We start from the raw sequence: 25097 nt of genomic DNA on the forward strand, positions 1-25097 counted from the left end.
GGTGCCGGTGGAGGTCACCTGGTGGGGTCACGCCACCTGCACGATCGAGGATTCGAACACCCGTGTGCTCACCGACCCTCTCTTCGCGCGACGGCTCGCGCATCTGCGGCGCCGCCGGGGCGCACTGCCGCCGCCGGGCGCCCACCGCGCGGACGTGGTGCTCGTCTCGCATCTGCACGCCGACCATCTGCATCTCGCCTCGCTGGCCCGGCTCGCCCCGGGCACGCTTGTGCTCGTGCCGCGCGGCGCGCCCCGCGCGGTCCCCGGACTGCGCAGGCTCGGCGGGCTGCGGGTCACCGAGGTGGCGCCCGGTGACGAGATCGCGGCCGGCGGCCTCGTCGTACGCGCGGTGTCCGCACGGCACGACGGGCGGCGGCTGCCGGTCGGCCCGCACCGCTCGCCCGCGCTCGGCTACGTCGTCGAGGGCGAGGCCCGTACCTACTTCGCCGGGGACACCGGGCTGTTCGACTCGATGGCCGAGGAGGTCGGCCCCGTGGACATGGCCCTGCTGCCGGTGGGCGGCTGGGGGCCGCACCTCGGCGAGGGGCATCTGGACGCCGCGCGGGCCGCGCGGGCGCTGGCCGGTCTCGCCCCGCGCAGCGCGGTGCCGGTGCACTACGGGACGTACTGGCCGATCGGCATGGACGCCGTGCGCCCCCATGAGTTCCATGCGCCGGGCGACGAGTTCGTGCGCCTCGCGGCCGAGGCCGCGCCCGGGGTTGCGGTGCACAAGCTGGGGCACGGGGAGAGCGTACGGCTGGAGGTCGCGAGGTGAGCTGGCTTGCCGCCGCGACGACGAACGTGCCGCCGGAGTCCACCCAGCAGGCGATCGGCTATCCGACGCTGTTCCTGCTGGTGCTGATCGGCGCCCTGGTGCCGGTGGTGCCGACCGGGGCGCTGGTGAGTTCGGCGGCCGTGGTGGCCTTCCACCAGACGGCGCCGTTCGCGCTGGCGCTGGTGTTCGCGACGGCGTCGCTGGCCGCGTACCTCGGGGACGTGGCGCTGTACTGGCTGGGGCGGCGCGGGATGGGTTCGAAGAACGGTTCGCGCTGGCTGGAGGCGATCCGGGCGCGGGCCCCCGAGGACCGGCTGGCCCAGGCGCAGGAGAAGCTGGCCGACCACGGGGTGACGGTGCTCGTGCTGTCCCGGCTGGTGCCGGCGGGCCGCATACCGGTGATGCTGGCCTGTCTGATGGCGCGGTGGCCGCTGCGCCGCTTCGCCCGTGGCAATGCGCCGGCCTGTCTCGCCTGGGCGGTGACGTACCAGCTGATCGGCATCCTGGGCGGCTCGCTGTTCAGCGAGCCCTGGGAGGGCGTGGTCGCGGCGGTCGCGCTGACCGTGGCGCTCAGCGCGGCCCCGGGCGTGTGGCGCCGGGTACGCGGAACGGCCGGCACCCGGGCGGACACCCACGGCCCCGTCTGATCCACCCGAGACCCCGGGCGCCGTGGTCGCACTCCGCGGCCCCGCGACAGCACCTCGGGCAGGCCGGACGAGGGCCGTCGCCGTCCGGCAGCACCACGAGGGGGCGCCGCGGCCGTCGGCAGATGGCCCGCTGCGGGGCTGCCCCCTCCGGGTGACGCCCGGAACTTGGAGAGCGACCGGCCACGGTGCCGCCGAGGACGGGGGCAGCGCATCACGGACATCTCCCCCCGCCCCGCCGCCCCGCCGCGCCGTGCCCCATCCCTCAGCCGTGCCGCGCCCCATCCCCCCGGCACGCCGCGCCCCGTCCCTCCCCCGCGCCGCGTCGCGCACGGTCCCCGTGCCCCGCCCCTCCGTCGTGCCGCGCCCTTACCCCGCCGTACCGTGCGCCCCCGCGGACACGGGACGACGCACCACGGGCACCTTCCACGCGCCGCGCACCCGCCCCGCGTCCCGGGCCCACGCCGCCCCATTCCCATGCCCGGCCCCATGCTGCGCCCCCGCGCACCGGCCCCGCGCCGCGCGGTCCCGCGGCCGTGGGTTCAGGTGAGTACCCGGGAGCCGCCTACCGGGAGGTCCCACAGGTCGTCGGGGGCCAGGCCCGCCTGTCGCCACTTCGCGCGTACCCGGGTGAGCGGTTCGAGGACGGGCTCGGCGGAGAGCACGAACGTGCCCCAGTGCATGGGGGCCATGCGGCGGGCGCCCAGGTCCTGGGCCGCGCGCACCGCCTCCTCCGGGTCGCAGTGCACGTCGCTGAGCCACCAGCGCGGGTCGTAGGCGCCGATGGGGAGCAGGGCGAGGTCGATGCCCGGGTAGCGGCGGCCGATCCGGGAGAACCAGTGGCCGTAGCCGGTGTCGCCCGCGAAGTAGACCCGCTGTCCGTCGGGGTCGGTGAGCACCCAGCCGCCCCACAGGCTGCGGCACGTGTCGGTGAGGCGGCGCTTGGACCAGTGGTGGGCGGGCACGAAGTCGAAGCGGACACCGGACAGTTCCGCCGCCTCCCACCAGTCCAGCTCGGTCACCGTGGTGAACCGGCGGCGCCGGAACCAGCGGCCGAGCCCCGCGGGCACGAACACGGGGGTCGTACGCGGGAGTCGACGCAGCGTCGGGGCGTCCAGGTGGTCGTAGTGGTTGTGACTGATCACCACGGCGTCGACCCGCGGCAGCGCGTGCCAGTCGACGCCGACCGGGGTGATGCGGGCCGGGGTACCGAGGATGCGGCGGGACCACACCGGGTCGGTGAGGACGGTCAGGCCGCCGATCCGGACCACCCAACTGGCGTGCCCCGCCCAGCTGACGGCGACCGTACGGGCGTCGACGCGGGGCAGCGGGCCCGGTTCGTAGGGCAGCCGCGGGATGTCCTTCAGGCCGTCGGGCGCGGGCCGTACGGAGCCCTCGCGGGCGAAGCGGGCGAGGGCCTTGAGTCCGGGCAGGGGCGCGGTGAGCCGGTCGTGGAAGGTGCGGGGCCAGATCCGGTGTTCGCCCAGCGGGCGGGGTTCGGCGAGCGGCGGGAACGGAGGCGCGAAGGCGGCCGGCGCGGTGGCGCCGGCCTTCCTGATCGTCGTGGTCGTCAGGGCTGACCCGGATTGCGGCGTCTGCTGCGTCATCGAGGAGGCTCCCATCGCTGAGCGTCGTCGCGAAGATCGTCGAAGACCGACTTCAAGGAGATCAACGCGCGTTGCACGTGTGGCAGTTCCAACGGCGCGGGTGAGGTGAGGCATTCCGTGCGTTCCTCGTCCGTGCCGTCCAGCAGCGGCCCGGTGGACAGCCGCACCCGCAGCGCCTGGAGGTCGTCGCCGAACCGGTGGCCGCCGGGCGCGGGCATGCCGAGCCGGGCGGTGAGGAAGTCCTCCAGTTCCTGTGCGTCGCCGACACCGTGCGCGCCCAGCGCGCGGCGCAGCGGCCCGAGGTCGACGTACAGGTGACGGCCGGCCTGCGGCGGGCGGGCCACGGCGCCCGCCGCGACCACGGCGGCGTGCGCGGCGGCGGCCACGCGCGCGTGCAGGCGTACGGCGGCGCCGCGGCGTACGGCGACCGGCTCCGGCTCGTCGAGCGCGTACGCCGCGGCGGCCGCGACCGGGCCGGCGACGGTGGCGCCGAGCGCGGTGAGCACATCGAGCACGCGCGCGTGCAGTGCCCGCCCCGCCGGGCCGTCCGGGAAGCGGGCGACGGCGGCGGGCCAGCCCGGCGGCAGCAGGGCGCCCGCCAGGTCGGTGACGACGGTGACCCGGTCCGGCACCATCTCGGCCGGGCTGAGCAGCACGGTCTCGTGCGGGCCGTGCAGCGTGTCGCGCCAGGTCTCGTCGCTGATCAGGTGCAGCCCCTCGCCCTGTGCCGCCTCGACCGCCTCATGCACCAGTTCGGGCGGGGCGACGGTGGCGGTCGGGTCGTCGGCGACGGAGAGCACGAGCAGCCGGGGTTCCCCGCCCTCGGCACGAACCCGGCGGACCGTCTCCATCAGGGCGGCCGAGTCCGGCACGCCGCCGCACTCGGCCGGCGTCGCCACATGGAACGCGGGCCGGCCCAGCAGGCGCGCGTACGGCGCCCACCAGGCGGCGCACGGCCGCGGCACCAGCACGTCGCCGCCGAGCGCGGCGGTCAGCGCGAGCAGCAGGGACGGCGCCCCGGGCGCGGCGGCGACGCGGTCGCGGCCGGCCGGCAGCCCGCGCCGCGCCCAGTAGCCGTCGGCCGCGTCGAGGAGCGCGGGCGCCCCGCCGACCGGCTCTGCCCCGGCGTGGCGGGCGTGGGCGGCGAGCACGTCGGCGAGCGCGGGCAGGACGGTCAGCCCGTCGCCCGGCAGGGCCGGCCCGTACCGGACGGGGCCGTGGCCCTCGGGGTCCGTCCGCCGCATCTCCGCCTCCCCGCAGTCCGTGGTGCCGTGTGGTGTCCGCATGCGGTCCGGTCCGTGCTCCTTTCCGGCGTGCCCTGCCGCTCGCCTCCTTCTACCCCGCCTTCCCTGTCATGTCCGCGTCGAGTCTGCGGGTTCGCGCGGCGCGTCAGCCGTCCGGGTCGGTGCGGCGGCGCCACAGCCGGTGCGCGGCGGCGCCGAACGCGCCCGCGATCAGCACGGCGCCGGCGACCAGGGCGGGCACGGAATCGGTGAAGGCACCCCCTTCCCCCGCGTCCACGCCGTGCTGGGCGTCGGCCGGTTCGCAGGGGGAGCCTCCCCGCGGTTCGGTGCAGGTACGCCCGTCGGCGCACGGCTCGGCGGCCCCGCACGCGTGCGTGCCGCCGTCGTGGGTCGTGCCGTCGTGCGTCGTGCCGTCGTGAGTCGTGCCGTCATGAGTCGTGCCGTCGTGTGCGCCGGCGTCGGGAGGGTCGGCGGCGTGGGTGTCGCCCCCATGTGTGTCCGTGCCGTGTCCGTCCGTGCCGGGCGTGTCCCGGTAGGGCGGGTCCGTACGCAGCGGGTCCGTGTAGGGCGTGTCCGTGCCGCGCGCCTCGGGCCGGTCCGTGCCGGGGACCCCGGCGTCCGGGACCCCGGCGTCGGGAATCCCGGCGTCGGGGACGCCGGCCTCGTTGCCCCCCGTGACACCGCTGCCGGTCCCGTCCGTGCCGGTCCGGTCCCTGCCGGTGGCCTCTCCGGTCCGCTCGGGGCGGGCCTCGCCCTCCCGTGGCAGGCCGGGCACCCGCTCCCGCGCGCCGCTCCCGTCCGGGCAGTCCGCGCGGGGCGCCCCCGGCTCGTACGGACCGGCCAGGGTGCGCGATCCCGTCGTGATGGGCGCGCTGTCCCGGGTGCCCGGCCTGTCGAGGAGGTCCGGGGCGGTCCCGCCGGTGGCCTCGGGGCACGGCACCGACACGGTGACCGTGCCGCCGGGCCCGACGGGCCCCGGAGCGACCCGGGCGGCGGGAGCCGCGGACGCGGCCGAGGGAGTGCCCGCGGCGAAGCCGGTCAGGGCGGCCACGGCGAGGACGCGGGCGGTGCGGCGCATGAGCGGGCTCCTTGGAAGCGACGGCTGCGGGAGCACGGCGGCCGGCTCCCGGCGGGCGGAGCACGACGGTCGTGCCCCCACAGCCATCACAGCCCGCCGGGCGGTGCCCCGCGCGCGGCCGGACCCCATTAGCGGGACGCGGACCGCCGGGCGGGTGACCCCGCCGGCCGGCGCCCGGTTCGCCCCCGAAACCGTGTGTCGGCCGCCCCTGGCCGGGTACGCGGTGCGCACCCCTTGAAAGATCTGGAGGGAGACATGCAGCGAGGCAGCGACCGTCTCAACGTCCACCGGGACGACGAGATGAAGCACGAGCTGAAGGGCCTGCTCAGGTCCGGGCACCCCACCCGCAGCGAGGAGTGGTACGACCCGGAGCCCACCGCCGAGGACGACCCGCAGATCTGGCGCGGCCCCGTGGTGCCGGGAAGGAGCCGCGGGACGTCGCTGGAGTCGGTGCGGCTGGAACTGGCCCGGCTCCTCGGGCGCGGCATGTTCCCGGCCGGCCCGCGCGAGCTGTCGAACGCCCTGCGTCACGGGCGTGCGCCCGACGACCTGATCGAGGCGGTACGGCGGCTGCCGCGTTCGGCACGGTACGCCAACGTCCAGGAGCTGGCCGAGGCACTGACCGGCGAACGGCGCTGACGCGTCGTCACCCGCCGCGAGCGGTGCGCGCCGCGCCGCTCAGGTGGCGGGGGTGCCGGGGGTCACCGTGCCCCCGCAGCCCCGCTCGCGCGCGCCCTCACGGGTGCGGCCCGCGGCGATGAGCCGGCGCGGGTTGCGGCGCAGATACTCGCCCTCAAGTTGCGCCATGCGCTCGTTGTGGGCGCGCAACGCGTCGTTCGATCCGTACAGCAGCGTGTCGTGGCGCGTGCGGTGGATCGTCTCCAGTTCCTTCATGAGCTGCTGGTCGTCCAGACGGTCCGCGTCGACTCCGGTCATGGTGTGCCCCGCTCGTCGTGTCTCACGTTCCTGAATCCACTGTACGAACATCCGGCCGGGCCGCTACACGCTCCGCTGGAAACGCAGCGAGATGCCGTCGGTCGTCTGCGACACCGTCGTGGCTGGTCGCGCAGTTCCCCGCGCCCCTTCGGGACGCTGTCGAACCGGCGGAGCCCTCAGCGTGCCCGCTCCACCCGTCGCTCGTCCCAGACCGGCTCCTGTGTCTCGCGTACCCGGCCGTCGCTGCCGAACACCAGGTAGCGGTCGAAGGAGCGGGCGAACCAGCGGTCGTGGGTGACCGCCAGGACGGTGCCCTCGAAGGACTCCAGGCCCTCCTGGAGCGCCTCGGCCGACTCCAGGTCGAGGTTGTCGGTGGGCTCGTCCAGCAGCAGCGCGGTGGCACCGGCCAGTTCCAGCAGCAGGATCTGGAACCGGGCCTGCTGGCCGCCGGAGAGCCGGTCGAAGGACTGCTCGGCCTGGTGCGTCAGCTCGTAGCGGCGCAGCCGTGACATGGCGGCGCCCCGGTCCTGGGAGTGTTCCTTCCACAGGATGTCCAGCAGGGTGCGGCCGGCCAGCTCGGGATGCGCGTGGGTCTGGGCGAAGTGTCCGGGCACCACCCGTGCGCCCAGCTTCCACGCCCCGGTGTGCGCCACCTCGTCGCCGGCGAGCAGGCGCAGGAAGTGCGACTTGCCGGAACCGTTGGAGCCGAGCACGGCGACCCGTTCGCCGTAGAAGACCTCCAGGTCGAAGGGGTGCATCAGGCCGGTCAGCTCAAGCCCCGCGCAGGTCACGGCCCGCACGCCGGTACGGCCGCCCTTCAGCCGCATCCGGATGTCCTGCTCGCGCGGCGGCTCGGGCGGCGGCCCGGCCTCCTCGAACTTGCGCAGCCGGGTCTGGGCCGCCTGGTAGCGGGAGGCCAACTCATGGCTGATGCTGGCCGCCTGCCTCAGGTTCAGCACGAGTTTCTTCAGCTGTGCGTGCTTCTCGTCCCAGCGTCTGCGCAACTCTTCGAAGCGGGCGAAGCGTTCGCGCCGTGCCTCGTGGTAGGTGGCGAAGCCGCCGCCGTGCACCCAGGCGTCGGCGCCCGCCGGGCCGGGTTCGACGGAGACGATCTTCTCGGCGGAGCGGGCGAGGAGTTCGCGGTCGTGGGAGACGAACAGGACCGTCTTGCGGGTCTCCCGCAGTCTCTCCTCCAGCCAGCGCTTGCCGGGCACGTCGAGGTAGTTGTCGGGCTCGTCGAGCAGCAGCACCTCGTCGGTGCCGCGCAGCAGCGCCTCCAGCACGAGCCGTTTCTGCTCGCCTCCGGAGAGGGTGCGCACCTGCCGCCACTGGGCGCGTTCGTAGGGCACACCGAGGGCGGCCGTGGTGCACATGTCCCACAGCGTCTCGGCCTCGTAGCCACGCGCCTCGGCCCAGTCGGCGAGTGCCTGCGCGTACTGGAGCTGGGCGGCCTCGTCGTCGACGGTCATGAGCGCGTGCTCGGCCGCGTCGACGGCGCGCGCCGTCTCGCGGATGCGCGGCGGGGCGACGGACACCAGCAGGTCGCGTACGGTCGTCTCGTCCCGTACGGACCCCACGAACTGGCGCATCACGCCGAGGCCGCCGGTCACCGTGACGGTGCCCGCGTGCGGTTTCAGCTCGCCGGAGATCAGCCGGAGCAGGGTGGTCTTGCCCGCGCCGTTGGGGCCGACCAGGGCGACGACGGCGCCCTCGCCGACCCGGAAGGACACGTCGCCGAGCAGCGTCCTCCCGTCGGGGAGGTGGTATTCGAGGTGCGCGGCTTCCAGGTGTCCCATGGGGAGGAATTCTGCGGGGCGCCCCGGACCTGCGGCAAACCCTTATCGGGCGGCGCCCCTGTCGTCCGGGCCGCCCGACTCGGCGCCCCCGTCCGGCCCGCCGGCCCCATCCTGCTCGTCGGCCCCAGCCTGCTCCGCGGCCCCGGTCGGCACCAGCCCAGACAGCCCGGCGCCCCCAGCCTGCTCCACGGCCCCGGTCGGCGCCGGGCCGGAGGGCTCGGCGGCTCCGGGTGGCACCGGTCGCGGCCGGCCGGTCGGCCCGCTCGCTCCGGCGGGCAGCACCAGCGCGCCCTCCCAGGACAGCGCCTTCCAGCCGTCGGCCGGGGAGCCCTCCAGGGCCACCACACCGGTGTTCTCCAGCGGGTGGGCGGCGACGAAGGGCACGTCCACGTTGTGCGCGCGGGCCGCGGTCCACATGCGGATCGCGGCGCCGTGGCTGACCATGACGACCGTCGCGGCGCCGTCGGCGGCGGCCTCCGCGACCACCGCGTCGAACCGGGCCAGCGCCTCGGCGCCGGTCTCCGCACCGGGCATGCGCAGCCCCGTGTCGCCGCCCGCCCAGGCGAACACCGTGGTCATGTACTCCTGGCCCCGGTCGCTGTCGCCGGGCAGCATCTCCAGGTCGCCGGCGGCCAGCTCGCGGATGCCGTCGCGGACCCGGACGTCGAGGCCGCGGGCGGCGGCCAGCGGGGCGGCCGTCAGCTGGGTGCGCACCAGGGTGGAGGCGTAGACGGCCTCGATGTCCTCGTCGGCGAGCGCTTCGGGCAGGGCGGCGGCCTGTCGCTGCCCGAGCGGGGTGAGCCCCGGACCCGGCACGGCGGTGTCGAGCAGTCCCCCGACGTTCGAGGGGGTCTGGCCGTGACGGACCAGGAGCAGACGCATGCGGTGTTCCTCTCGCTTCCTCTCGGCCGATCCCCCGATCGCCCCGCCGGCGGGCAGAAAACGACCGCTTCAGGGTACCCGCACCCGCATGAGCCCAGATGTCGACCTCACCGCTGCCGGACCGGGCAGCAGCGCCGTGCGGGCGTGGTTGCTCGACCTCGACCGCCGGCTGTTCGAGTCCGCCGCCCAGTGGCACTGGCCGGGTGCCGAGCGGATACTGCCGCGGCTGAGCCGGAGCGCGAACCACGGGGTGCTGTGGTGCGCGACGGCGGCTGCCGTGGCGGCGAGCCGCACCCCGCGTGCCCGGCGGGCCGCCGTCCGCGGCATCGCCTCGCTGGGCCTTGCCTCGCTGGTCATCAACACGATCGGCAAGCGCTCGGTGCGCCGCCCCCGTCCGCTTCTGGACCCGGTCCCGCTGGTGCGGCGGCTGAACCGGCAGCCGATCACCACGTCGTTCCCGTCCGGCCACGCGGCGTCGGCCGCCGCCTTCGCGGCCGGTGTCGCCCTGGAGTCCCCGGCCTGGGGCGCCGCCGTCGCCCCGCTGGCGTTCTCGGTCGCCGCCTCCCGGGTCTACACCGGCGTCCACTTCCCGAGCGACGTCCTCGCCGGTGCCGTGCTCGGCGCCGGGGCCGCGTTCGCCGTACGGGGGCTGGTGCCGACCCGGGCCCAGCTCACCCCGCACGCCCGGCCGCGTGCCGAGGTTCCGGCGCTCCCGGAGGGGGACGGCCTGGTGCTGGTCGCCAACGCCGGGGCGGGCACCGCCGACCGGGTGCGCGCGCTGCGCGACGCGCTGCCGCTTGCGGACCTCGTGGTGTGCGAACCGGCGGACATCGAGGAGGAGTTGGCGAAGGCGGCGGCGCGCGCACGGGTGCTCGGGGTGTGCGGCGGCGACGGCACCGTGAACGCGGCAGCCACCGCGGCCCTGCGGCACGGTCTGCCGCTGGCGGTGCTGCCGGGCGGGACGCTCAACCACTTCGCCTACGACCTGGGCGTGGAGGACGTGCGGGACCTCGCCGGGGCGGTCCGGCGGGGCGAGGCGGTGCGGGTGGACGTGGGCCGGTTCACCGCGGGCGAGCGGGCCGGCATCTTCCTCAACACGCTGAGCCTCGGCGTCTATCCGGAGCTGGTGCGGGAGCGGGACCGCTGGTCGCACCGGATCGGCGGCTGGCCGGCCGGGCTGCTCGCGGCCGTGCGGGTGCTGCGCGCCGACCGGCATCCGGTGACGGCCGAGGTCGGCGGGCGCAGGCGCCCGTTGTGGCTGTTGTTCGCGGGGAACTGCCTGTACCACCGCAGGGGGCTGGCGTCAGGGCGCCGGCTGGACCTGGCGGACGGGCTGCTCGACGTCCGTGTGGTGCCGGGTGGCCGGCTGCCCGCCCTGCGGCTGCTCACCGCCGCCCTCGCCGGTCCGCTGACCCGCTCCTCGGCCCACACCGCGGTGAAGGCCGGCCGGCTGCGGGTGGGCGGGGTCATGCCGGGCACGCTGCTCGCCTACGACGGCGAGGTGACCGAGGTGCGGGGCGGGCTGACGGTGGAGAAGGTGCCGCGGGCGCTGGCCGTCTACCGTCCGGCGCGCCGGCGCCGCTCGTCCCGCCCGCCCACGTCGTCCGTATGGTGAAACGTGGGTCTCATCATTCGGTTGGTGCGCGTACGGTGATGCGTACCGCGGACCGGGCTCCGGTGCGCCGGTACGGAGCGACGACGCGAAGGGGCAGAGCCATGCCGAAACCGCGGGAGACCGCCGTCTACACCCATGGGCACCACGAGTCGGTGCTGCGTTCGCACACCTGGCGGACCGCGGCCAACTCCGCGGCCTATCTGCTCGGTTCGATCAAGCCCCATATGAAGATCCTGGACATCGGCTGCGGCCCGGGCACGATCACCGCCGACCTGGCCGCACTGGTCCCCGACGGGCATGTCACCGGCGTCGACCGGGCGCCTGAGGTACTGGACCTGGCCCGGGCCACGGCCGCCGAACGCGGCCTTGCCAACGTCGACTTCGCGGTGGCCGACGTCCACGCGCTGGATTATCCGGACGACACGTTCTGCGTGGTCCACGCCCACCAGGTGCTCCAGCACGTCGGTGACCCGGTGCGGGCGCTGCGCGAGATGCACCGGGTCACCGCGCCCGGCGGGTTCATCGCCGTCCGCGACTCGGACTACGCGGCGATGACCTGGTATCCCGCGCTGCCGGGCCTGGACGACTGGCTGGACCTGTACCGCCGGGTGGCCCGCGCCAACGGCGGCGAGCCGGACGCCGGGCGGCGCCTGAAGTCGTGGGCGCTGGCCGCGGGACTGCGCGACATCACGGCCACCTCCGCCACGTGGACGTTCAGCACGCCGCAGGAGCGGGCGTGGTGGAGCGGGCTGTGGGCGGATCGGACCGTCGCCTCGGCGTACGCGGAGCGGGCCGTCCGGGGCGGGCACGCGACCGAGGCCCAACTGCGCGCCGTGGCCGCGGCGTGGCGGGAGTGGGGCGAGCGCGAGGACGGCTGGTTCACGGCGCTGCACGCGGAAATCCTCTGCCGCAAGGAAGCCTGAACGGCGGATTTCGGGAAACCCGGAATGCAGGAGGTTCGAATTATGGTTCCCATTCTGCTCGTCCTGCTCCTGGCCCTGATCCTTTTCGGCGCCGGATTCGCGGTGAAACTGCTCTGGTGGATCGCCCTGGCGGTGCTGGTCGTCTGGCTGTTGGGTTTCCTGGTCCGCGGCACCACCACGGCGGGAGGCCGGGGCCGCTGGTATCGATGGTGAATTCCGGTGGTCGCATGCCGCCGACGAGAACGCCGCGCGGAAATGCCGCGGAAATGCCGGGGGCCGGGGCTCATGCCCCGGCCCCCGGCTCGTGCCGTCCGTCAGCGGCGACCGCCCGCTGGGCCGTTCGCGGCGACCGCCCGCTGGGCATTACCTGGCGGCCGTCTCCGCCGCGAGCCGCCGGCCGGCCGCCGCGATCGCCTGGGCGTCGATGCCCGCGGCGTGCAACTGCTCGTCGGGCGCGGCCGACCCCGGCATCGTCCGCACCGCCAGCCGCACCAGCCGGGGCACCGGCCTGCCGTCGGCGAACGCGTCGAGCACGGCGTCGCCGATGCCGCCCTCCTCGTGGTGGTCCTCCACGGTGAGCAGACAGCCGGTCTCCTCGGCGGTCCGGCGCAGGGTCTGCCGGTCGACGGGCTTGACCGAGTACAGGTCGACGACCCGGACCGCGATGCCCTCGCCCGCCAGCAGATCCGCGGCGGTCAGGGCCTCGGGCACGGTGACCCCGGCGGCCACCACGGTCAGCCGGTCCTCGGCGGAGGAGCGCAGCACCTTGCTGCCGCCGACCGGGAACTCCTCGTCCGGGCCGTAGAGGACCGGGCCGCCGCCGCGCGAGGTGCGCAGATAGCGGACGCCGTCCAGGCCGGCCATGGCGGCGACGAGCTTCGCGGTCTGGTTGGCGTCGCACGGGTACAGCACCGTCGAGCCGTACACGCTCCGGAACATCGCCAGGTCCTCAAGACCCATCTGGGAGGGCCCGTCCTGACCGATCGCGACGCCCGCGTGCGAGCCGACCAGGTTGATGCCGGAGCCGCTGATCGACGCCATCCGCACGAAATCGAAAGCGCGCGTGAAGAAGGCGGCGAACGTCGAGGCGTACGGCACCCAGCCGCGCGCCGCCATGCCCACCGCCGCGGCGACCAGCTGCTGTTCGGCGATGTAGCACTCGAAGAACCGGTCGGGGTGCTCCTTGGCGAAGAACTCGGTACGGGTGGAGTCGCCGACCTCCCCGTCCAGGGCGACGACGTCGCCGCGGGCGGTGCCGAGCGCGGCGAGCGCCTTGCCGAACGCGTCCCTGGTGGCCACCTTGCCGCCCGGCTCGTAGCGGGGCAGGTCAAGGGGCTCCGTCGGGGCCGAGCGCAGGGTCCGCGCCGCGTGCGGCTCCCGCACCCGTACCCGCAGGTCGCGTGCGCCGCCCAGTTCGGCGATGGCCTCCTCCGCGTCGGGCAGCGGCTTGCCGTGCAGGCCCTCACGGTCCTGGACGGCGGCCACGCCCTTGCCCTTGAGGGTGCGGGCGAGGATCACCGTGGGCTGCCCGCTGGTGGACTCGGCCTCGGCGTAGGCGCGGTCGACGGCGTCGACGTCATGGCCGTCGATCTCCACCGTGTGCCAGCCGAAGGCGTGGAACCGGCGGGCGTACGCGTCGAGGTCGTGGCCGTGCCGGGTCGGGCCGCGCTGGCCGAGCCGGTTGACGTCCACGATCGCCGTGAGGTTGTCGAGGTGTTCGTACGCCGCGTGCTCGGCGGCCTCCCAGATGGATCCCTCGGCCAGTTCGCTGTCCCCGCACAGCACCCAGACCCGGTAGCCGGTGCGGTCCAGCCGCTTGCCGGCCAGCGCGATGCCGACGCCGACGGGCAGCCCCTGGCCGAGCGAGCCGGTGGCCGTCTCCACCCAGGGCAGCCGCCGCGGCGTCGGATGGCCCTCCAGCCTGCTGCCGAGCGCGCGGAAGGTCAGCAGTTCGGCGTCGTCCACGGCGCCGGCCGCCTTGTAGGCGGCGTACAGCAGCGGCGAGGCATGGCCCTTGGAGAGGACGAAGCGGTCGTTGGCCGGATGGTCGGGGCGCTCGAAGTCGTAGTGCAGATGGCGGTCGAGCAGCACCGCCATCAGCTCCGCCGCGGACATCGAGGAGGTGGGGTGCCCGGACTCGGCCGCCGCTGAGGCGCGCACGCTGTCCACGCGCAACTGCTGGGCGAGATCGTTGAGTTCGTCGGTTTTCATGAGTCTCCTTCCGCAGGGGTGTCGGTGCGCCGCACGGGGCCGGGCGCGGGGTGGCTCCCGGTGTGCGCTCCGGGTCCGCCCGGTACGCGGGCCAGTTCGGGTGAGGCGGTGTCCAGCGGCACCGACCAGGAGCGCACCAGCCCCAACTGGACGGCCTGGGGCGGCAGTACGGTGTCCAGCAGCCAGTCGGCGGCGACCCGGACCCGGTTGCCGGGCATCGCCGCCAGGTGGTAGCCGCGGGTGACCGCCCCGGCCAGCAGGCCGGACAGCGGAATGCCGAGCGGGTCGGCGGCGGCCCGTGCGCCGCCGAGGTCGACGACGAAGCCCAGGTCGCGATGGCGGTAGGGGCGGCGCTGTCCGGCGCCGAGCGAGGCGGCCACGTTGTCCGCCGCGACCGCGCCCTGCCGCCAGGCGTGCTGGGCCGTCATCGGCGTGAGGTTGCCGGGCCTCTCCAGGTCCGGCACCGCCGCCGCGTCCCCGCACGCGAAGACCTCGGGGTGGCCGGGCACCCGCAGATACGGGTCGACGATCAGCCGGCCGCGCTCCAGGGGCCGGCCGACGTCCTCGACGAGCGGATCGGGCCGGACGCCGACGCACCACACCAGCGTGCGGGTCGCGACGAACTCGCCGTCGCTGAGCCGTACCCCGTCGTGGGTGGCCTCCTGCACCGAGGTGCCCATGCGGACCTCGACGCCCCGCTGCCGCAGCACCCGGTCCGCGGTGCGCGAGAGGCGTTCGTCCAGCTCGGGCAGGACCCGCGGCGCGATGTCCAGCAGCAGCCAGCGGGGCCGCACCCCGTCCGGCAGCGCCCTGCCGCGCGTCTGGTCCGCGGTGGCCCGCTGCATGTGCGCGGCCACCTCGGTGCCGGTGTAACCGGCACCGACCACGACGAAGGTGCAGCGCTCCGCGGCGGCGCGCGGATCGTCGGCGACGGCGAGCTCCAGCTGCCGGGTCACGTGATCGCGCAGGTAAAGGGCCTCGGGCAGGCCGCGGAAGCCGTGCGCGTGCTCGGCCACGCCGGGCACCGGCAGCAGTTTGTTGACGCTGCCGACGGCGAGCACGAGCCGGTCGTAGTCGAGGGTGCCCGTGCGGCCCTCGGGGTCGGTGTAGTGCACGGCCCGCCCGTCGAGGTCGACGCGGTCCGCGACGCCGAGCACCAGGCGCACGTCGCGCAGGGTGCCGGACAGCGACACGGCGACGCGGCGCGGCTCCAGCATGCCCGCGGAGACCTGGGGCAGCAGCGGCAGGTACAGGAAGTAATCGGTCGCGTTGAGGACGGTGACGTCGGCGCGCCCGCGGGCGCGCCGGGACAGGGCACGGGCCGCACCGTACCCGGCGAAGCCGGCTCCGACGATCACGATGCGGGGTCGCCTCACAGTGGGCCTCCGGCGGTACGACTGATCCGAGCCCTCCGCGTCCCCCTGCGCGCCGCACTCAAACCCGCGCGTCTGCGACCGGCGCACGGTGGCGGGGGCGTGGGGCCGGTACGGAAGGCCGGGGTGCGCCGTCCGATGGCGCCCGTGCGGAGGGCGTGGCCGGGTACGGTGAGTGATCGCGGGAAGCGAGCGTCTTGGCCGCGCGGCCCAACTAGGCTCGGGCGTATGGAGATTCTGGGCGCCTCGCTGCGCATCTGCGTCGACAACCTCGATACCGCGGTCCCCTTCTACGAACGGCTGACGGGCGGCCGTGCGGTGCGCTCCGAACGCGGTGGCGTACGGGTCGCCGCGGTCGGCTCCTTCCTGCTGATGAGCGGCCCCGAGGCCGAGCTGGAGCTGCTGCGCAAGGTGGCCGCGACGGTCGCGGTCAAGGACGTGGACGAGGCCCATCGGCTGCTGACGGACCTCGGCGCGCAGGTTCTGGCGGGGCCGGTGGCCACCCCGGTGGGCCGCAACCTCCTCGCGATGCACCCGGACGGCTCCCTGTTCGAGTACGTGGACCACCGCTCCTGACCGCACACGGGCCCGCCGGCGGCGCCCGACGGCAGGGGCACGCCTCCGGCCGCGTACGGCAGGCCGCCGCTCGCGCCCCCGGCGTCCCCTATTCCGAACGGCCCCGGCACACCCGCGGCACCCCGCGGCGTCCTGCTCGTCGCAGGGCACGAGCGCCGGTGGCCGCGGCCGGGTCGTCGTCTCGGCGTGGAGCATCCGGCGGGGTCGTCCGTGGGGGAAACCGCTCCGTGCGGTCGGGGGTGCGGCCAGTGCGGCCCTGCGTCGTGGCTCGTCGTCAGGGGGTGGTGGGGTGCATGCGGAAGTCGTAGGGGGCGGGCAGTGGCTCGTCGGTGAGGCGGGACCACAGCCGGCCGATGGTCTGTGCGCCCTCCCGCAGGTCGGCCACCTCGAAGCCCTCGTCGAAGACGGCACGGGCCTGCGCGGGCCGCCCCTCGGCGAGCAGCAACTCGGCCTCAAGGAGCCGGAACCGGCCGCGCCGCCGGGTCGCCGCGGGCAGCCGCTCCCACACCGCCCGTGCCTGGTCGGCGCGCCGCGCCGCCAGCAGCGCCTCCAGGGCCTCGCGGCCGAGCGCGGCGGTGGCGGCGGTCCACGACGGGCCGTCGTCGCGCCGCTCGCGGCACAGGGCGTCGAAGGCGCCGGCGTACCGGTCGGCGGCCCGCTCGTGGTGGCCCCGCTCCTGGTCGGCGACGGCGAGACAGCGCAGCAGCGGCCACGCGGAGGGTGCCTGCGGCAGGGCCCGTTCCCAGCTGCGCACCGCCTGCGCCCGGTCGCCGGCGTGCCACTGGGCGACGCCGAGGTGGTACTCGGTGTGCGCGGTGGCGGGCGCGTTCTCCAGCAGGTCCCGCCAGTGCGCGGCCACCAGGGTCTCGTGCGGCGGCCGCAGTCGGCGCGGCTCGGGCAAGGAGCCGGTGCGCAGCAGTTCCAGCCAGGGTGCCTGGGCCTCGCCGAGGGTGGACTCGGCGAAGGGCGTGCCGGGCAGCTTCCACCCGCCGCGCAGCGCTTCGAGCGCGCCCCAGCCGGAGCCGGTGGCCAGCGTCTCGCCGGGTTCGGTGTCGGCGTACGGCTTCCAGGCGGCGTACGCGGCATCGACGTCCGCCCGCGGCAGCACCGCCTCCAGGCGTCGCGCGGCGCCCTCCGTCACGGCGGCCCACGCGCCGTGCGGCGCCGCGTCGAGCGGTCCGTACGCCTCAAGCCAGGACACCTCGCCGGCCGCCTCAAGCCGGACGTGTTCCAGCTGGGTGCGGGCGAGCCCGGCCTGGATCTCGCAGTAGCCGCCGGTGCCGGGCTCGGTCAGCCACTCCTGCCAGCGGCGCCCGCCCGGTCCGCTGCCCCACACGAACAGCTTGCGTCCGCGCAGTACGTCGGTCGACGTCTGCACCAGTCCGTGCCCGTCGGCGTCGAGGGCGGCGATCCAGCGGCGGCGGCCGTCCGGGACCTCGTAGAAGTAGTCCGCGGCGTGCGGACCGGCCGGTGGGTACGTCCGGTCGATGCCCGCGTGCGACGGGACGGGCACCCGGCTCAGGCGGCGCTCGTAGCCGAAGTACCAGGCTTCCTCGGCGGGGGCGAGGACCCGGCACTGCTCGGGCACGGCGATGTTGGACCACCAGTACACGGGTACGGGCCGCTCGTGCGGGTTGCGGATGCGCACGCCGACGTACAGGAAGTCGGAGCCGTCCGGCAGCCACAGGTCGACCTGGAAGGGCACGTCGCGCAGCCGCTCCCACTCCCACAGCCGCAGCATCCGCCCGCCGTCGGGGGCGGCGACCCGGGCGGCGTGCAGGGGCGCGCAGGACAGGGCCGTGTGGCCGGTCGCGCCGATGTTCCACTCGATGCCGCCGGAGTACCAGGCGTCGTTCAGGGCGAAGTTGGCGGGCTGGAACACCGGGTTGCGGTAGAGGAGTTCGCGGCCGGTGGACAGCTGGACCAGGGAGACGACCCGGCCGCCGAGGCCGGGCAGGACGGTGGCGCGCAGCCGGTCGTTCTCGATCACGAGCGCGTCGAGGGCGCGCGGGACGCGCACCCGGTCGTAGCCGTCGCGTACCCGGACGGGCAGCAGACTGCGCAGCGGTGCGTAGCCGATCTGCCGGGCCATGTCGCGGGGCATGTCGTCGCGGTCCCGGTCCTCGATGCGGTGCATCTCGTCGAGCGGGCGCAACGGGGGCAGCGGGTTGTCCTGGCCCAGCTCCGCGGCGGGCAGCGTCAGTACCTCACGTCGGATCGTCGTCACGATCACCATGGAACCCGGCGCGGGGCGAGCCGACCAGGGGCACTGCCGGTCAGGATTGCGCAAAGGCGGCGACCACGGCGTCGGCGAGCAGGGCGCCGGCCGTGCCGTCCGGGTCCAGGTCGGGGTCGTAGATGGTGACGTTGAAGCCGACGCACCGCGGGGAGGCGAGCAACGGGCCGAGCAGCGCGACGAGTTCGGCGGGCAGCAGCCCGTCGGGGTCGGGGCTGTCGACGGCGGGCATCACCGAGGGGTCGAGGACGTCGGCGTCCAAGTGCACCCAGAAACCGTCGAGCCGGGGTGTCTCGAAGCTCTGCGCGGCGGACCGGGCGAGCGTGTCGGCGCCCTGCTCGCGCAGGTCGCCCACGGTGGTCACGGGGATCTTCAGGGCGGTCAGTTCGGCGCGGTCCTCGGTGAAGGCGTCGCGGATGCCGAAGAACCGTACGTCCTCGTCGCGCAGGTAGGGCCGCAGGCCCTCCAGGTCCGTGAGGTCCCGCTGGCCGCGGCCGGTGGCCAGGGCCACCTCCTCGCCGCCGGCCGCGCCGATCCGGTCGGAGTTGCCGGGGTGCCGGAAGTCAGCAGAAGCGTCGACGGCGACCAGCCCGTACCGGCCGAGACGGCGCAGCGCGAGGCAGGCGCCGAGCTGGATGGAGCAGTCACCGCCGAGGACGACGGGGAAGTCACCGGCGCGGACGTGCCGTTCGACGCGGTCGGCGAGCTTGACGGTGTACCCGGCGAGGGCCGCCGCGTTGAAGACGCCGTCGCCCTCCCGCCAGTCGCCGCGGTCGTAGCGCGGCGGGACCACGACACCGCCCTCAACGGCGCCGAGCCGGTGCACGATGCCCTGTTCGCGCAGGGCGCCGGCGAGCTTGTAGCAGCCGGGCAGGGTAGAGGGGGCCGGTGGGCGCAGGCCCAGGTTGGAGGGGGCGTCGAGCACCACGAGATTCCGCATGCGGTCGATCCTCGCCGCTGTGGCAGCCGCCCGTCCATCGGTTTGGGGTGAGGGGACGGGCCCGCGGTGCGCCGGGCAGGGCCGGCCGGACACCGTGAAGATCAGCCGGCGGCCCGTGTCTCGGCGGTGATCGCCCAGCGTTCGTGGTCACGCCAGGCCCCGTCGATGAAGATCATGTCCGGGGAGAAGCCCTCCAGGCGGAATCCGGCGCGACGGGCGAGGGCTATGGAGGGGGCGTTGCCCGGCTGGACGTTGATCTCCAGCCGGTGCAGCCGCAGCGGCCCGAACGCGTACCCGATCACCAGGTCAAGGCCCTCGCTCATCAGCCCGCGCCCGGCCGCGTGCGCGAAGGCGCCGTAGCCGAGGGCGCCGCACTGGAAGCCGCCCCCGACGATGTTGTTGATGTTGATGAACCCGGCGATGCCCCCGTCGTCCTTCTCGCAGACCAGGAAGCCGGCCTTCGTCGGGTCCTCGATCAGCCGGCCCGCGTACCCGGCGTAGGCGGCGTCGGTGAGCGGCGGGAACAGCCACGGGTGGTGCAGGTCCTTGCTCTGCCGGGCCCGGGCGGTGAACTCCGGGCCGTCCCCGTGGGTGAAGTGCCGTATGCCCACCCGGGGACCCTCGGCGAGATAGCGCGACTGGCTGTGCGGCATTCCGCCACCCTACGCCCCCACGGTGGCCCGGCCGCCGCGGTCAGCGCAGGGCCGGCTCGTCGAGGGTCAGGGTGCCCGCTGTCGCGTCCAACGCGGCCGGCACACCGAACGGCACGGTCAGCGCCGCGTCGCAGTGGCCGAACCCGATCTCTTCGAGGACGGGTACGCCGAGGGGGCCGAGGCGGTCGGCGAACACCGCCCGCAGGTCCTCGTACGGGCCGCAGTCGGCCCACGATCCGAGGCCGATCCCGGCCACGCCGTCCAGCCGTCCGGCGCGCACCAGCTGGGTCAGCAGCCGGTCGACGCGGTACGGCGCCTCGCCGACGTCCTCCAGAAGCAGCAGACCGCCCCGCGCGACCGGTGGGGCCAGGGGTGTGCCGACGTCGGCGGCGAGCAGGCTCAGGCAGCCGCCGAGGGTGACCCCGCGGGCCCGGCCCGGCACCAGCGCGGGCCGGCCCGAGGCGATCGTGCGGACGGTCTCCGGGGCGAACAGGGTGGCCCGCAGATGCTCCTGGGTCCGTGTGTTCTTGACGAAGTCGACTCCCGCCGCCGCGGGCCCGTACAGCGTGACCAGGCCGAGCCGGGCGGCGAAGGCCCGGTGCAGCGCGGTGACGTCGCTGAAGCCGACGAGCACCTTGGGGCCTGCCGCCCGCAGCGCCTCCCAGTCCAGCAGGTCGACCATGCGCTGTGCGCCGTAGCCGCCGCGGGCGCACAGCACGGCGGCGACGTCCGGATCGCACCAGGCCCGCTGGAGGTCGGCGGCCCGGTCGGCGTCCGTGCCCGCCAGATAGCCCAGCCGGCCGTGCCGGTCCAGGGCATGGGGCTGCACGACCGGGTCGAGGTCCCAGCCGCGCAGGATGTCGAGGCCAGCCGCCAGGCGGTCCTCGGCCACCGGGCCGCTCGGCGCGACCACCGCGACCCGCGCCCCGGGCACCAGCCGCGGCGGCCGTACGAGTGCTCTCACGTCATCAGCTCCAGCTTTGTGACACCGGCCACATCCAGCCCGAACACCTGGGCGTACAGGGAGAGTTCGGCCTCCAGTGCGCGCACCAGTGTCTCGGCCCTGCGGAAGCCGTGCCCCTCCCCCTCGAAGGCGATGTAGGCGTGCGGCACCCCGCGCCCGGCGATCCGGGCGAGGAAGCGTTCGCACTGCACGGGCGGGCAGATCACGTCGTCCAGGCCCTGCAGCAGCAGGAACGGCGCGGTGATCCGGTCGGCGTGCTCGGCCGGCGACCGCTCCGCGTACCGTTCGGGGACCTCGGCGAGCGGCCCGACCAGGCCCTCCAGGTACCGCGACTCGAAGTCGTGGGTCTCTCCCGTGCCCCAGCCGGTGAGGTCGAGGATCGGGTAGACGATGGTGCCGCACGCGTAGATGTCCGTGCTGGTCAGGGAGGCGGCACTGGTCCAGCCGCCGGCGCTGCCGCCGCGGATCGCGAGCCGGCCCCGGTCGGCGGTGCCCTCCTCGGCGAGGGCCAGGGCGACGGCGGCGCAGTCCTCGACGTCGACGACGCCCCACTGCTCGCGCAGCCGGTCCCGGTACTCGCGGCCGTACCCGGTGGAGCCGCCGTAGTTGACCTCGGCGACCCCGATGCCCCGGGAGGTGAAGTAGGCGATCTCCAGGTCAAGCACCAGCGGGGCGCGGCTGGTGGGCCCGCCGTGCGCCCACACCACATAGGGCGCGAGCTCGCCGTCCGGTGCCCTGACGCCGGGGTGGTGGGGCGGGTAGACATGGGCGTGCACCTCGCGTCCGCCGGGGCCGGTGAAGGTGCGCACCCGTGGCTCGGGGTACAGGGCCGCCTCGACCGGGTCGGTGTGCCGGGCGCCGATCACCCGGGCCCGGCCGGTGCCGGTGTCCAGTTCGACGACCTCGTACCCGCGGTGCGGGCCGGCGCCGACGGCGACGACCCGGTCGCCGTGCGCCGCGAGCGTCGGCTCGAACTCGGACCAGGGTCCGGCCGCGTCGGCCAGCTCGCCGGTCTCCGGGTCGAGGGTGCCGAGGGCCTTGGCGCCGCGGCCGTGCACGACCGCGATCAGTCCGCTGTCCAGCGGGGCGAACCAGCGGTGCCCGAGCTTCCACAGCGGCCCGCCGAACTCCTCCTCGCGCGGGCACAGCGGGGTGCCGTCGCGGTACAGGTTCCACCAGCCGCTGCGGTCGCTCGCGTACAGCAGGCTTCCGTCGGCCGCCCAGTCGACCTGGGCGACGGACTCCGCCGGTCCCCCGGCGACCGTACGCGCCCCGCGCAGGGTGCCGTCGGCCGTGACGTCGGCGACGATCAGCTCCGTCCCGTCCCAGGGCATGCGCGGATGGTCCCAGGCGAGCCAGGCGGCGCGCCGGCCGTCCGGCGAGAGCCGGGGCCCGGTGACGAACCGGTGCCGTTCGGCGGTGAGTTCGCGCACGGCGCCGCGGTCCTCGGCTGCGGAGCCGTCCAGCGGTACGGCGGCCGCGACGCGCCGCAGGTCGCCGGGTCCTTCGCCGGTGAACTCCTCCAGCACGCACCACACTTCGCCGCGTTCCAGGTCGAGCCGCGGCTCGGCCCAGCGCAGTCCGCCGCCGACCGGCGAGAGGGGTGTGAGCGGGCGGGGTGCGCCGCCCGGCTCGTAGCGGTACAGCCGCTGGTCGGCGAAGTGCACGAACACGACGAACGGCCGGCCCTCGCGCACCGCACCGGCCCAGGGGTGACCGCCGTACTCGATGACGCGGCTGCGCACGTTCCACGGCGCGGGCAGCAGCGACTCCTGCGCTCCCTCGGCACCGCGCCGCACCAGTGTCCGGCGTCCGCCCTCTTCCGGCCGCGGTTCGGTCCACCAGATCTCGTCGCCGACCAGGCCCAGCCACTCGGGGTGGCCGTCGTGCGCGGCGGCCAGGGCCGCGTCGATGGGCGAGGGCCAGGAGCCGTACGCCATGGTCCGCATGCGATCCCCCATCGTCTAGGCCGTCCGCAGGAAGCGGTCGAGGACGCGGACGCCGAAGTGCAGGGCCTCGATCGGCACCCGCTCGTCGACCCCGTGGAACATGGCCTGGTAGTCGTAGCCCTCGGGGAGCCTGAGCGGGGTGAAGCCGTAGCCGGTGATGCCGAGCCGGGAGAACTGCTTGGCGTCCGTGCCGCCCGACATGCAGAACGGCACGACATGCCCCTCGGGCGCGAACTCCTGGACGGCGGCCCGCATCAGGGCGAACGTCGGCGAGTCGACCGGCGCCTGCAGGGCGACCTCCCGGTGGTGGTACTCCCAGTCGACGTCAGGTCCGGTCAGCCGGTCGAGGGTGGCGCGGAACTCGTCCTCGCCGTCCGGAAGATACCGCCCGTCGACGAAGGCGACGGCCTCGCCCGGGATCACGTTGACCTTGTAACCGGCCTCCAGCATGGTCGGGTTGGCGCTGTTGCGGACGGTCGCCTCGACCACCTTGGCGGCCGGGCCGAGCTTCAGCAGCAGCCCGTCCACGTCGTCCAGGTCCGCCTCGACGCCGTACAGGGCGGCGAGTTCGGTCAGGGCGGCGCGCACGGTCGGGGTGAGCCGCAGCGGCCACTCGTGCCCGCCGATCCTGGTGACGGCGGCGGCCAGCCGGGTCACCGCGTTCTCCCGGTTGACCTTGGAGCCGTGCCCCGCCCGGCCGCGCGCGGTGAGCCGCAGCCAGCCCGTGCCGCGCTCACCGGCGGCGATCGGGTAGATCTGGCGTCCGGCGCCGTCGTGGAAGGTGTACGCGCCCGACTCGCTGACGCCCTCGGTGCACCCCTCGAAGAGGTGGGCGTGCCGGTCGGCGAGGAACCCGGAGCCGTCCTCGGCGCTGGCCTCCTCGTCGGCGGTGAAGGCGATGACGACATCGCGCCGGGGGCGTACGCCCTCGCGTGCCCAGGACCGCACCACGGCGAGGATCATCGCGTCCATGTTCTTCATGTCGACGGCGCCCCGGCCCCAGACGACCCCGTCGCGGATCTCGCCGGAGAAGGGGTGCACGCTCCACTCGCCGGCCTGTGCCGGGACGACGTCCAGATGGCCGTGGAGCAGCAGGGCCGGCGCCGACGGGTCGGTGCCCTCGACGCGGGCGACGACGTTCGTCCGGCCCGGGGTGCGTTCGAGCAGGGCGGGTTCGAGGCCCGCGCCCGCCAGTCGCTCGGCCGCGTACTCGGCGGCGGGCCGCTCCCGGCAGTCGCCGCCGCCGCGGTTGGTGGTGTCGATCCGGATCAGCTCGGAGGTGAACCGGACGACCTCGTCCAGTGCGCGCTCGTCAGCCATACTGCTCCTCCACGGCGGCCGAGGCGATGGTGGTGACCGCCTTGAAGCTGCGGATCCCCTCGTACATGGTGCCGCTGGTGTACGCGACCTTGCGCTCGCCGGTCCGCTCGACGCCCGGCACGACGGTGGCGGCCTGCGCCAGGTGCTCCGCGTCGAACTCCAGGGCGATGGTGAACGGGCCCGCCTGGACCGGTTCGTGGCGCACCGCCAGCGCGGCGGCCTCCTTGGCGGCGGTGTGGATGTCGGCGGCGGTCCTGGCCGGCGTGCGGCACACGGCCGCGTAGCGCGACACATGGTCCTTCACCGCGACCTTGAGCGCCTGCGGCGCGTAGCCGAGCGCGTCCTCGCAGGCCACGTCGTCCCCGGTGACGAGGACCACGGGCACCCCGTACTCGGCGACGACATGGGCGTTGAGGAGTCCTTCGCTGGCCCGTACGCCGTTCAGCCACACCCCGGTGATGGAGTTGGCGAGATAGGTGTGGGCGAGGACCCCCTCCATGCCGGCGCCCGCGTGGTAGCCGACGAAGGCGATGCCGTCCACGTCGCCGTGCTGCACGCCCTCCACCATGGACAGGGACTTGTGCCGCCCGGTGAGCATCTGCGCCCGCTCGTCCAGCCGCTCCAGGAGCAGGTTGCGCATGGTCCAGTGGGCCTCGTTGACGAGGACCTCGTCGGCTCCGCCGTCCAGGAAGCCGCGGACCGCGGCGTCGACGTCGGAGGTGAACATCGACCGGCACCGCTCCCACTGCGGCGTCCCCGGCAGCACGTCGGCCGGCCAGGTGACGCCGGTCGCGCCCTCCATGTCCGCACTGATGAGGATCTTCATGCCGCGCCACGTTACGCGCTGCCGGGCCGACCGGCCACGATCGAGCCGGAATGCTCCGCCCGCTCGGGAACATTCCGGCCCCGGCCGGCGCTGTCGTCCATACCCCGTCGGGTAACGGCGGGGAACCGCCGACAACGACGGACAACGACGGACAACGACGACGGGCCGGGAAGGGCGTGGGAGTGATGACAGGTCAGGAGCGGCCGGGCACGGCCGAAGGCGCGTCCTTCGTGACGTCCTGCGGCCGGCGGATCGCGGTGAAGTGCCTGCGGCTGGCCTCACCGGAGAAGCCGATCAGCCGGGTCACGCTGGACGTGGGGCAGGACCGGGACGGCGAGCCGGGCACCTGGGCGGCGCTGACCGCGGACGAGGCCCGCGACCTGGCCCGCTTCCTGCTCACCCAGGCATCCCTCGCGGAGCACCCCGGCCGCATGACAGACGATCCTTTGCTGTAGCACCCCAAAGGGGCGCGGAGAACTGCGCGACCGGCCACGACGCACCCGCGGCCGCACCAGGACAGACACCCCGGCGGCCCGGCCGCGAGGACCC

General features: G+C 75.1%; 22 protein-coding genes and 1 pseudogene. 8 read left to right on the forward strand and 15 right to left on the reverse strand.

The annotated features are described in order from the left end of the window. The first annotated feature begins 1 nt into the window (after position 1). Positions 2 to 775: an MBL fold metallo-hydrolase gene (locus tag AC27LF_RS14325; protein WP_479659642.1), complete on the forward strand. Its 774-nt coding sequence runs from the start codon at positions 2 to 4 to the stop codon at positions 773 to 775. Next, on the forward strand, positions 772 to 1422 hold the full coding sequence (locus AC27LF_RS14330) for a DedA family protein (RefSeq protein ID WP_479659641.1): 651 nt from the start codon (positions 772 to 774) through the stop codon (positions 1420 to 1422). The genes AC27LF_RS14325 and AC27LF_RS14330 overlap by 4 nt, the downstream gene beginning before the upstream one ends. A gap of 539 nt (positions 1423 to 1961) precedes the next feature. On the opposite strand, the gene AC27LF_RS14335 is transcribed toward AC27LF_RS14330, so the two are convergent. The 3 genes from AC27LF_RS14335 to AC27LF_RS14345 form a co-directional block, all read right to left on the reverse strand. Continuing rightward, positions 1962 to 3026 carry an MBL fold metallo-hydrolase gene (locus tag AC27LF_RS14335; RefSeq protein ID WP_479659640.1) on the reverse strand — a complete coding sequence of 355 codons (1065 nt, stop codon included), beginning with the start codon at positions 3024 to 3026 and terminating at the stop codon, positions 1962 to 1964. Further along, entirely contained in the window at positions 3023 to 4270 is a 1248-nt protein-coding gene (locus AC27LF_RS14340; protein ID WP_479659655.1) for an aminotransferase class I/II-fold pyridoxal phosphate-dependent enzyme, read from the reverse strand. The genes AC27LF_RS14335 and AC27LF_RS14340 overlap by 4 nt, the downstream gene beginning before the upstream one ends. A gap of 145 nt (positions 4271 to 4415) precedes the next feature. Then, a complete protein-coding gene (locus AC27LF_RS14345) occupies positions 4416 to 5348 on the reverse strand; it encodes a hypothetical protein (RefSeq protein ID WP_479659639.1) in 933 nt (310 codons plus the stop codon). 255 nt (positions 5349 to 5603) lie between these two features. Here AC27LF_RS14345 and AC27LF_RS14350 point away from each other — a divergent pair, with 255 nt between their 5' ends. Next, positions 5604 to 5987 (forward strand): DUF2795 domain-containing protein, encoded by a 384-nt coding sequence (locus tag AC27LF_RS14350; protein WP_479659638.1) that lies wholly within the window; start codon positions 5604 to 5606, stop codon positions 5985 to 5987. A 39-nt stretch (positions 5988 to 6026) separates the two neighbouring features. Here AC27LF_RS14350 and AC27LF_RS14355 read toward each other — a convergent pair whose 3' ends face one another. The 3 genes and pseudogenes from AC27LF_RS14355 to AC27LF_RS14365 form a co-directional block, all read right to left on the reverse strand. After that, complete coding sequence (locus AC27LF_RS14355; protein ID WP_388714534.1) at positions 6027 to 6284, reverse strand: DUF6158 family protein; 258 nt, start codon at positions 6282 to 6284, stop codon at positions 6027 to 6029. Between the two features lie 176 nt (positions 6285 to 6460). After that, positions 6461 to 8080 carry an ABC-F family ATP-binding cassette domain-containing protein gene (locus tag AC27LF_RS14360; protein ID WP_479659637.1) on the reverse strand — a complete coding sequence of 540 codons (1620 nt, stop codon included), beginning with the start codon at positions 8078 to 8080 and terminating at the stop codon, positions 6461 to 6463. A 243-nt stretch (positions 8081 to 8323) separates the two neighbouring features. Then, positions 8324 to 8962: pseudogene (locus tag AC27LF_RS14365) on the reverse strand (histidine phosphatase family protein); the annotation flags it as partial. 88 nt (positions 8963 to 9050) lie between these two features. Here AC27LF_RS14365 and AC27LF_RS14370 point away from each other — a divergent pair. The 3 genes from AC27LF_RS14370 to AC27LF_RS14380 all read left to right on the forward strand — a co-directional run bounded on the left by AC27LF_RS14370 (position 9051) and on the right by AC27LF_RS14380 (position 11713). Then, positions 9051 to 10577: a bifunctional phosphatase PAP2/diacylglycerol kinase family protein gene (locus AC27LF_RS14370; protein ID WP_479659636.1), complete on the forward strand. Its 1527-nt coding sequence runs from the start codon at positions 9051 to 9053 to the stop codon at positions 10575 to 10577. Between the two features lie 101 nt (positions 10578 to 10678). Beyond that, complete coding sequence (locus tag AC27LF_RS14375; RefSeq protein WP_479659635.1) at positions 10679 to 11500, forward strand: class I SAM-dependent methyltransferase; 822 nt, start codon at positions 10679 to 10681, stop codon at positions 11498 to 11500. Positions 11501 to 11542: 42 nt separating this feature from the next. Next, the gene (locus AC27LF_RS14380) at positions 11543 to 11713 is read left to right on the forward strand and encodes a hydrophobic protein (protein ID WP_388714519.1); all 171 of its coding nucleotides are present in this window, start codon (positions 11543 to 11545) and stop codon (positions 11711 to 11713) included. A 150-nt stretch (positions 11714 to 11863) separates the two neighbouring features. Here AC27LF_RS14380 and AC27LF_RS14385 read toward each other — a convergent pair whose 3' ends face one another. Continuing rightward, positions 11864 to 13711, reverse strand: coding sequence for a transketolase (locus AC27LF_RS14385; protein ID WP_479659634.1), 1848 nt, complete (start codon positions 13709 to 13711; stop codon positions 11864 to 11866). Further along, positions 13708 to 15069 (reverse strand): NAD(P)/FAD-dependent oxidoreductase, encoded by a 1362-nt coding sequence (locus AC27LF_RS14390; protein WP_479659633.1) that lies wholly within the window; start codon positions 15067 to 15069, stop codon positions 13708 to 13710. The genes AC27LF_RS14385 and AC27LF_RS14390 overlap by 4 nt, the downstream gene beginning before the upstream one ends. A gap of 243 nt (positions 15070 to 15312) precedes the next feature. Here AC27LF_RS14390 and AC27LF_RS14395 point away from each other — a divergent pair, with 243 nt between their 5' ends. After that, entirely contained in the window at positions 15313 to 15660 is a 348-nt protein-coding gene (locus AC27LF_RS14395) for a VOC family protein (RefSeq protein ID WP_479659632.1), read from the forward strand. Positions 15661 to 15934: 274 nt separating this feature from the next. Here the strand turns inward: AC27LF_RS14395 and AC27LF_RS14400 are convergent, their stop codons facing one another. The 7 genes from AC27LF_RS14400 to AC27LF_RS14430 form a co-directional block, all read right to left on the reverse strand. Further along, a complete protein-coding gene (locus tag AC27LF_RS14400; protein WP_479659631.1) occupies positions 15935 to 17896 on the reverse strand; it encodes a DUF5107 domain-containing protein in 1962 nt (653 codons plus the stop codon). 40 nt (positions 17897 to 17936) lie between these two features. Further along, positions 17937 to 18836 (reverse strand): arginase family protein, encoded by a 900-nt coding sequence (locus AC27LF_RS14405; protein WP_479659630.1) that lies wholly within the window; start codon positions 18834 to 18836, stop codon positions 17937 to 17939. 101 nt (positions 18837 to 18937) lie between these two features. Continuing rightward, positions 18938 to 19489, reverse strand: a complete 552-nt coding sequence (locus AC27LF_RS14410; RefSeq protein WP_479659629.1) for a GNAT family N-acetyltransferase — start codon at positions 19487 to 19489, stop codon at positions 18938 to 18940. A 40-nt stretch (positions 19490 to 19529) separates the two neighbouring features. Further along, positions 19530 to 20453, reverse strand: coding sequence for a S66 peptidase family protein (locus tag AC27LF_RS14415; RefSeq protein ID WP_479659628.1), 924 nt, complete (start codon positions 20451 to 20453; stop codon positions 19530 to 19532). Beyond that, positions 20450 to 22414, reverse strand: a complete 1965-nt coding sequence (locus AC27LF_RS14420; RefSeq protein WP_479659627.1) for an LpqB family beta-propeller domain-containing protein — start codon at positions 22412 to 22414, stop codon at positions 20450 to 20452. The genes AC27LF_RS14415 and AC27LF_RS14420 overlap by 4 nt, the downstream gene beginning before the upstream one ends. 3 nt (positions 22415 to 22417) lie before the next feature. Then, entirely contained in the window at positions 22418 to 23722 is a 1305-nt protein-coding gene (locus tag AC27LF_RS14425; RefSeq protein ID WP_479659626.1) for a M20/M25/M40 family metallo-hydrolase, read from the reverse strand. Continuing rightward, positions 23715 to 24548, reverse strand: coding sequence for a M55 family metallopeptidase (locus AC27LF_RS14430; RefSeq protein ID WP_479659625.1), 834 nt, complete (start codon positions 24546 to 24548; stop codon positions 23715 to 23717). Before AC27LF_RS14430 ends, AC27LF_RS14425 begins: the two co-directional genes overlap by 8 nt. Before the next feature lie 185 nt (positions 24549 to 24733). Between AC27LF_RS14430 and AC27LF_RS14435 the strand changes: the two genes are divergently transcribed. Further along, positions 24734 to 25003 (forward strand): hypothetical protein, encoded by a 270-nt coding sequence (locus AC27LF_RS14435; RefSeq protein WP_479659624.1) that lies wholly within the window; start codon positions 24734 to 24736, stop codon positions 25001 to 25003. Positions 25004 to 25097 lie beyond the last annotated feature (94 nt).

The organism is Streptomyces diversicolor, assembly GCF_057537855.1.

Excerpts from the sequence above, each read along its gene's own strand:
- AC27LF_RS14380 (WP_388714519.1), top strand. The coding sequence starts at position 11,543 with ATGGTTCCCATTCTGCTCGTCCTGCTCCTGGCCCTGATCCTTTTCGGC.
- AC27LF_RS14335 (WP_479659640.1), bottom strand. The coding sequence starts at position 3,026 with ATGACGCAGCAGACGCCGCAATCCGGGTCAGCCCTGACGACCACGACG.
- AC27LF_RS14430 (WP_479659625.1), bottom strand. The coding sequence starts at position 24,548 with ATGAAGATCCTCATCAGTGCGGACATGGAGGGCGCGACCGGCGTCACC.
- AC27LF_RS14375 (WP_479659635.1), top strand. The coding sequence starts at position 10,679 with ATGCCGAAACCGCGGGAGACCGCCGTCTACACCCATGGGCACCACGAG.
- AC27LF_RS14370 (WP_479659636.1), top strand. The coding sequence starts at position 9,051 with ATGAGCCCAGATGTCGACCTCACCGCTGCCGGACCGGGCAGCAGCGCC.
- AC27LF_RS14410 (WP_479659629.1), bottom strand. The coding sequence starts at position 19,489 with ATGCCGCACAGCCAGTCGCGCTATCTCGCCGAGGGTCCCCGGGTGGGC.
- AC27LF_RS14425 (WP_479659626.1), bottom strand. The coding sequence starts at position 23,722 with ATGGCTGACGAGCGCGCACTGGACGAGGTCGTCCGGTTCACCTCCGAG.
- AC27LF_RS14400 (WP_479659631.1), bottom strand. The coding sequence starts at position 17,896 with ATGGTGATCGTGACGACGATCCGACGTGAGGTACTGACGCTGCCCGCC.
- AC27LF_RS14345 (WP_479659639.1), bottom strand. The coding sequence starts at position 5,348 with ATGCGCCGCACCGCCCGCGTCCTCGCCGTGGCCGCCCTGACCGGCTTC.
- AC27LF_RS14395 (WP_479659632.1), top strand. The coding sequence starts at position 15,313 with ATGGAGATTCTGGGCGCCTCGCTGCGCATCTGCGTCGACAACCTCGAT.
- AC27LF_RS14360 (WP_479659637.1), bottom strand. The coding sequence starts at position 8,080 with ATGGGACACCTGGAAGCCGCGCACCTCGAATACCACCTCCCCGACGGG.
- AC27LF_RS14385 (WP_479659634.1), bottom strand. The coding sequence starts at position 13,711 with ATGAAAACCGACGAACTCAACGATCTCGCCCAGCAGTTGCGCGTGGAC.
- AC27LF_RS14350 (WP_479659638.1), top strand. The coding sequence starts at position 5,604 with ATGCAGCGAGGCAGCGACCGTCTCAACGTCCACCGGGACGACGAGATG.
- AC27LF_RS14355 (WP_388714534.1), bottom strand. The coding sequence starts at position 6,284 with ATGACCGGAGTCGACGCGGACCGTCTGGACGACCAGCAGCTCATGAAG.
- AC27LF_RS14435 (WP_479659624.1), top strand. The coding sequence starts at position 24,734 with ATGACAGGTCAGGAGCGGCCGGGCACGGCCGAAGGCGCGTCCTTCGTG.
- AC27LF_RS14340 (WP_479659655.1), bottom strand. The coding sequence starts at position 4,270 with ATGCGGCGGACGGACCCCGAGGGCCACGGCCCCGTCCGGTACGGGCCG.
- AC27LF_RS14405 (WP_479659630.1), bottom strand. The coding sequence starts at position 18,836 with ATGCGGAATCTCGTGGTGCTCGACGCCCCCTCCAACCTGGGCCTGCGC.
- AC27LF_RS14420 (WP_479659627.1), bottom strand. The coding sequence starts at position 22,414 with ATGGGGGATCGCATGCGGACCATGGCGTACGGCTCCTGGCCCTCGCCC.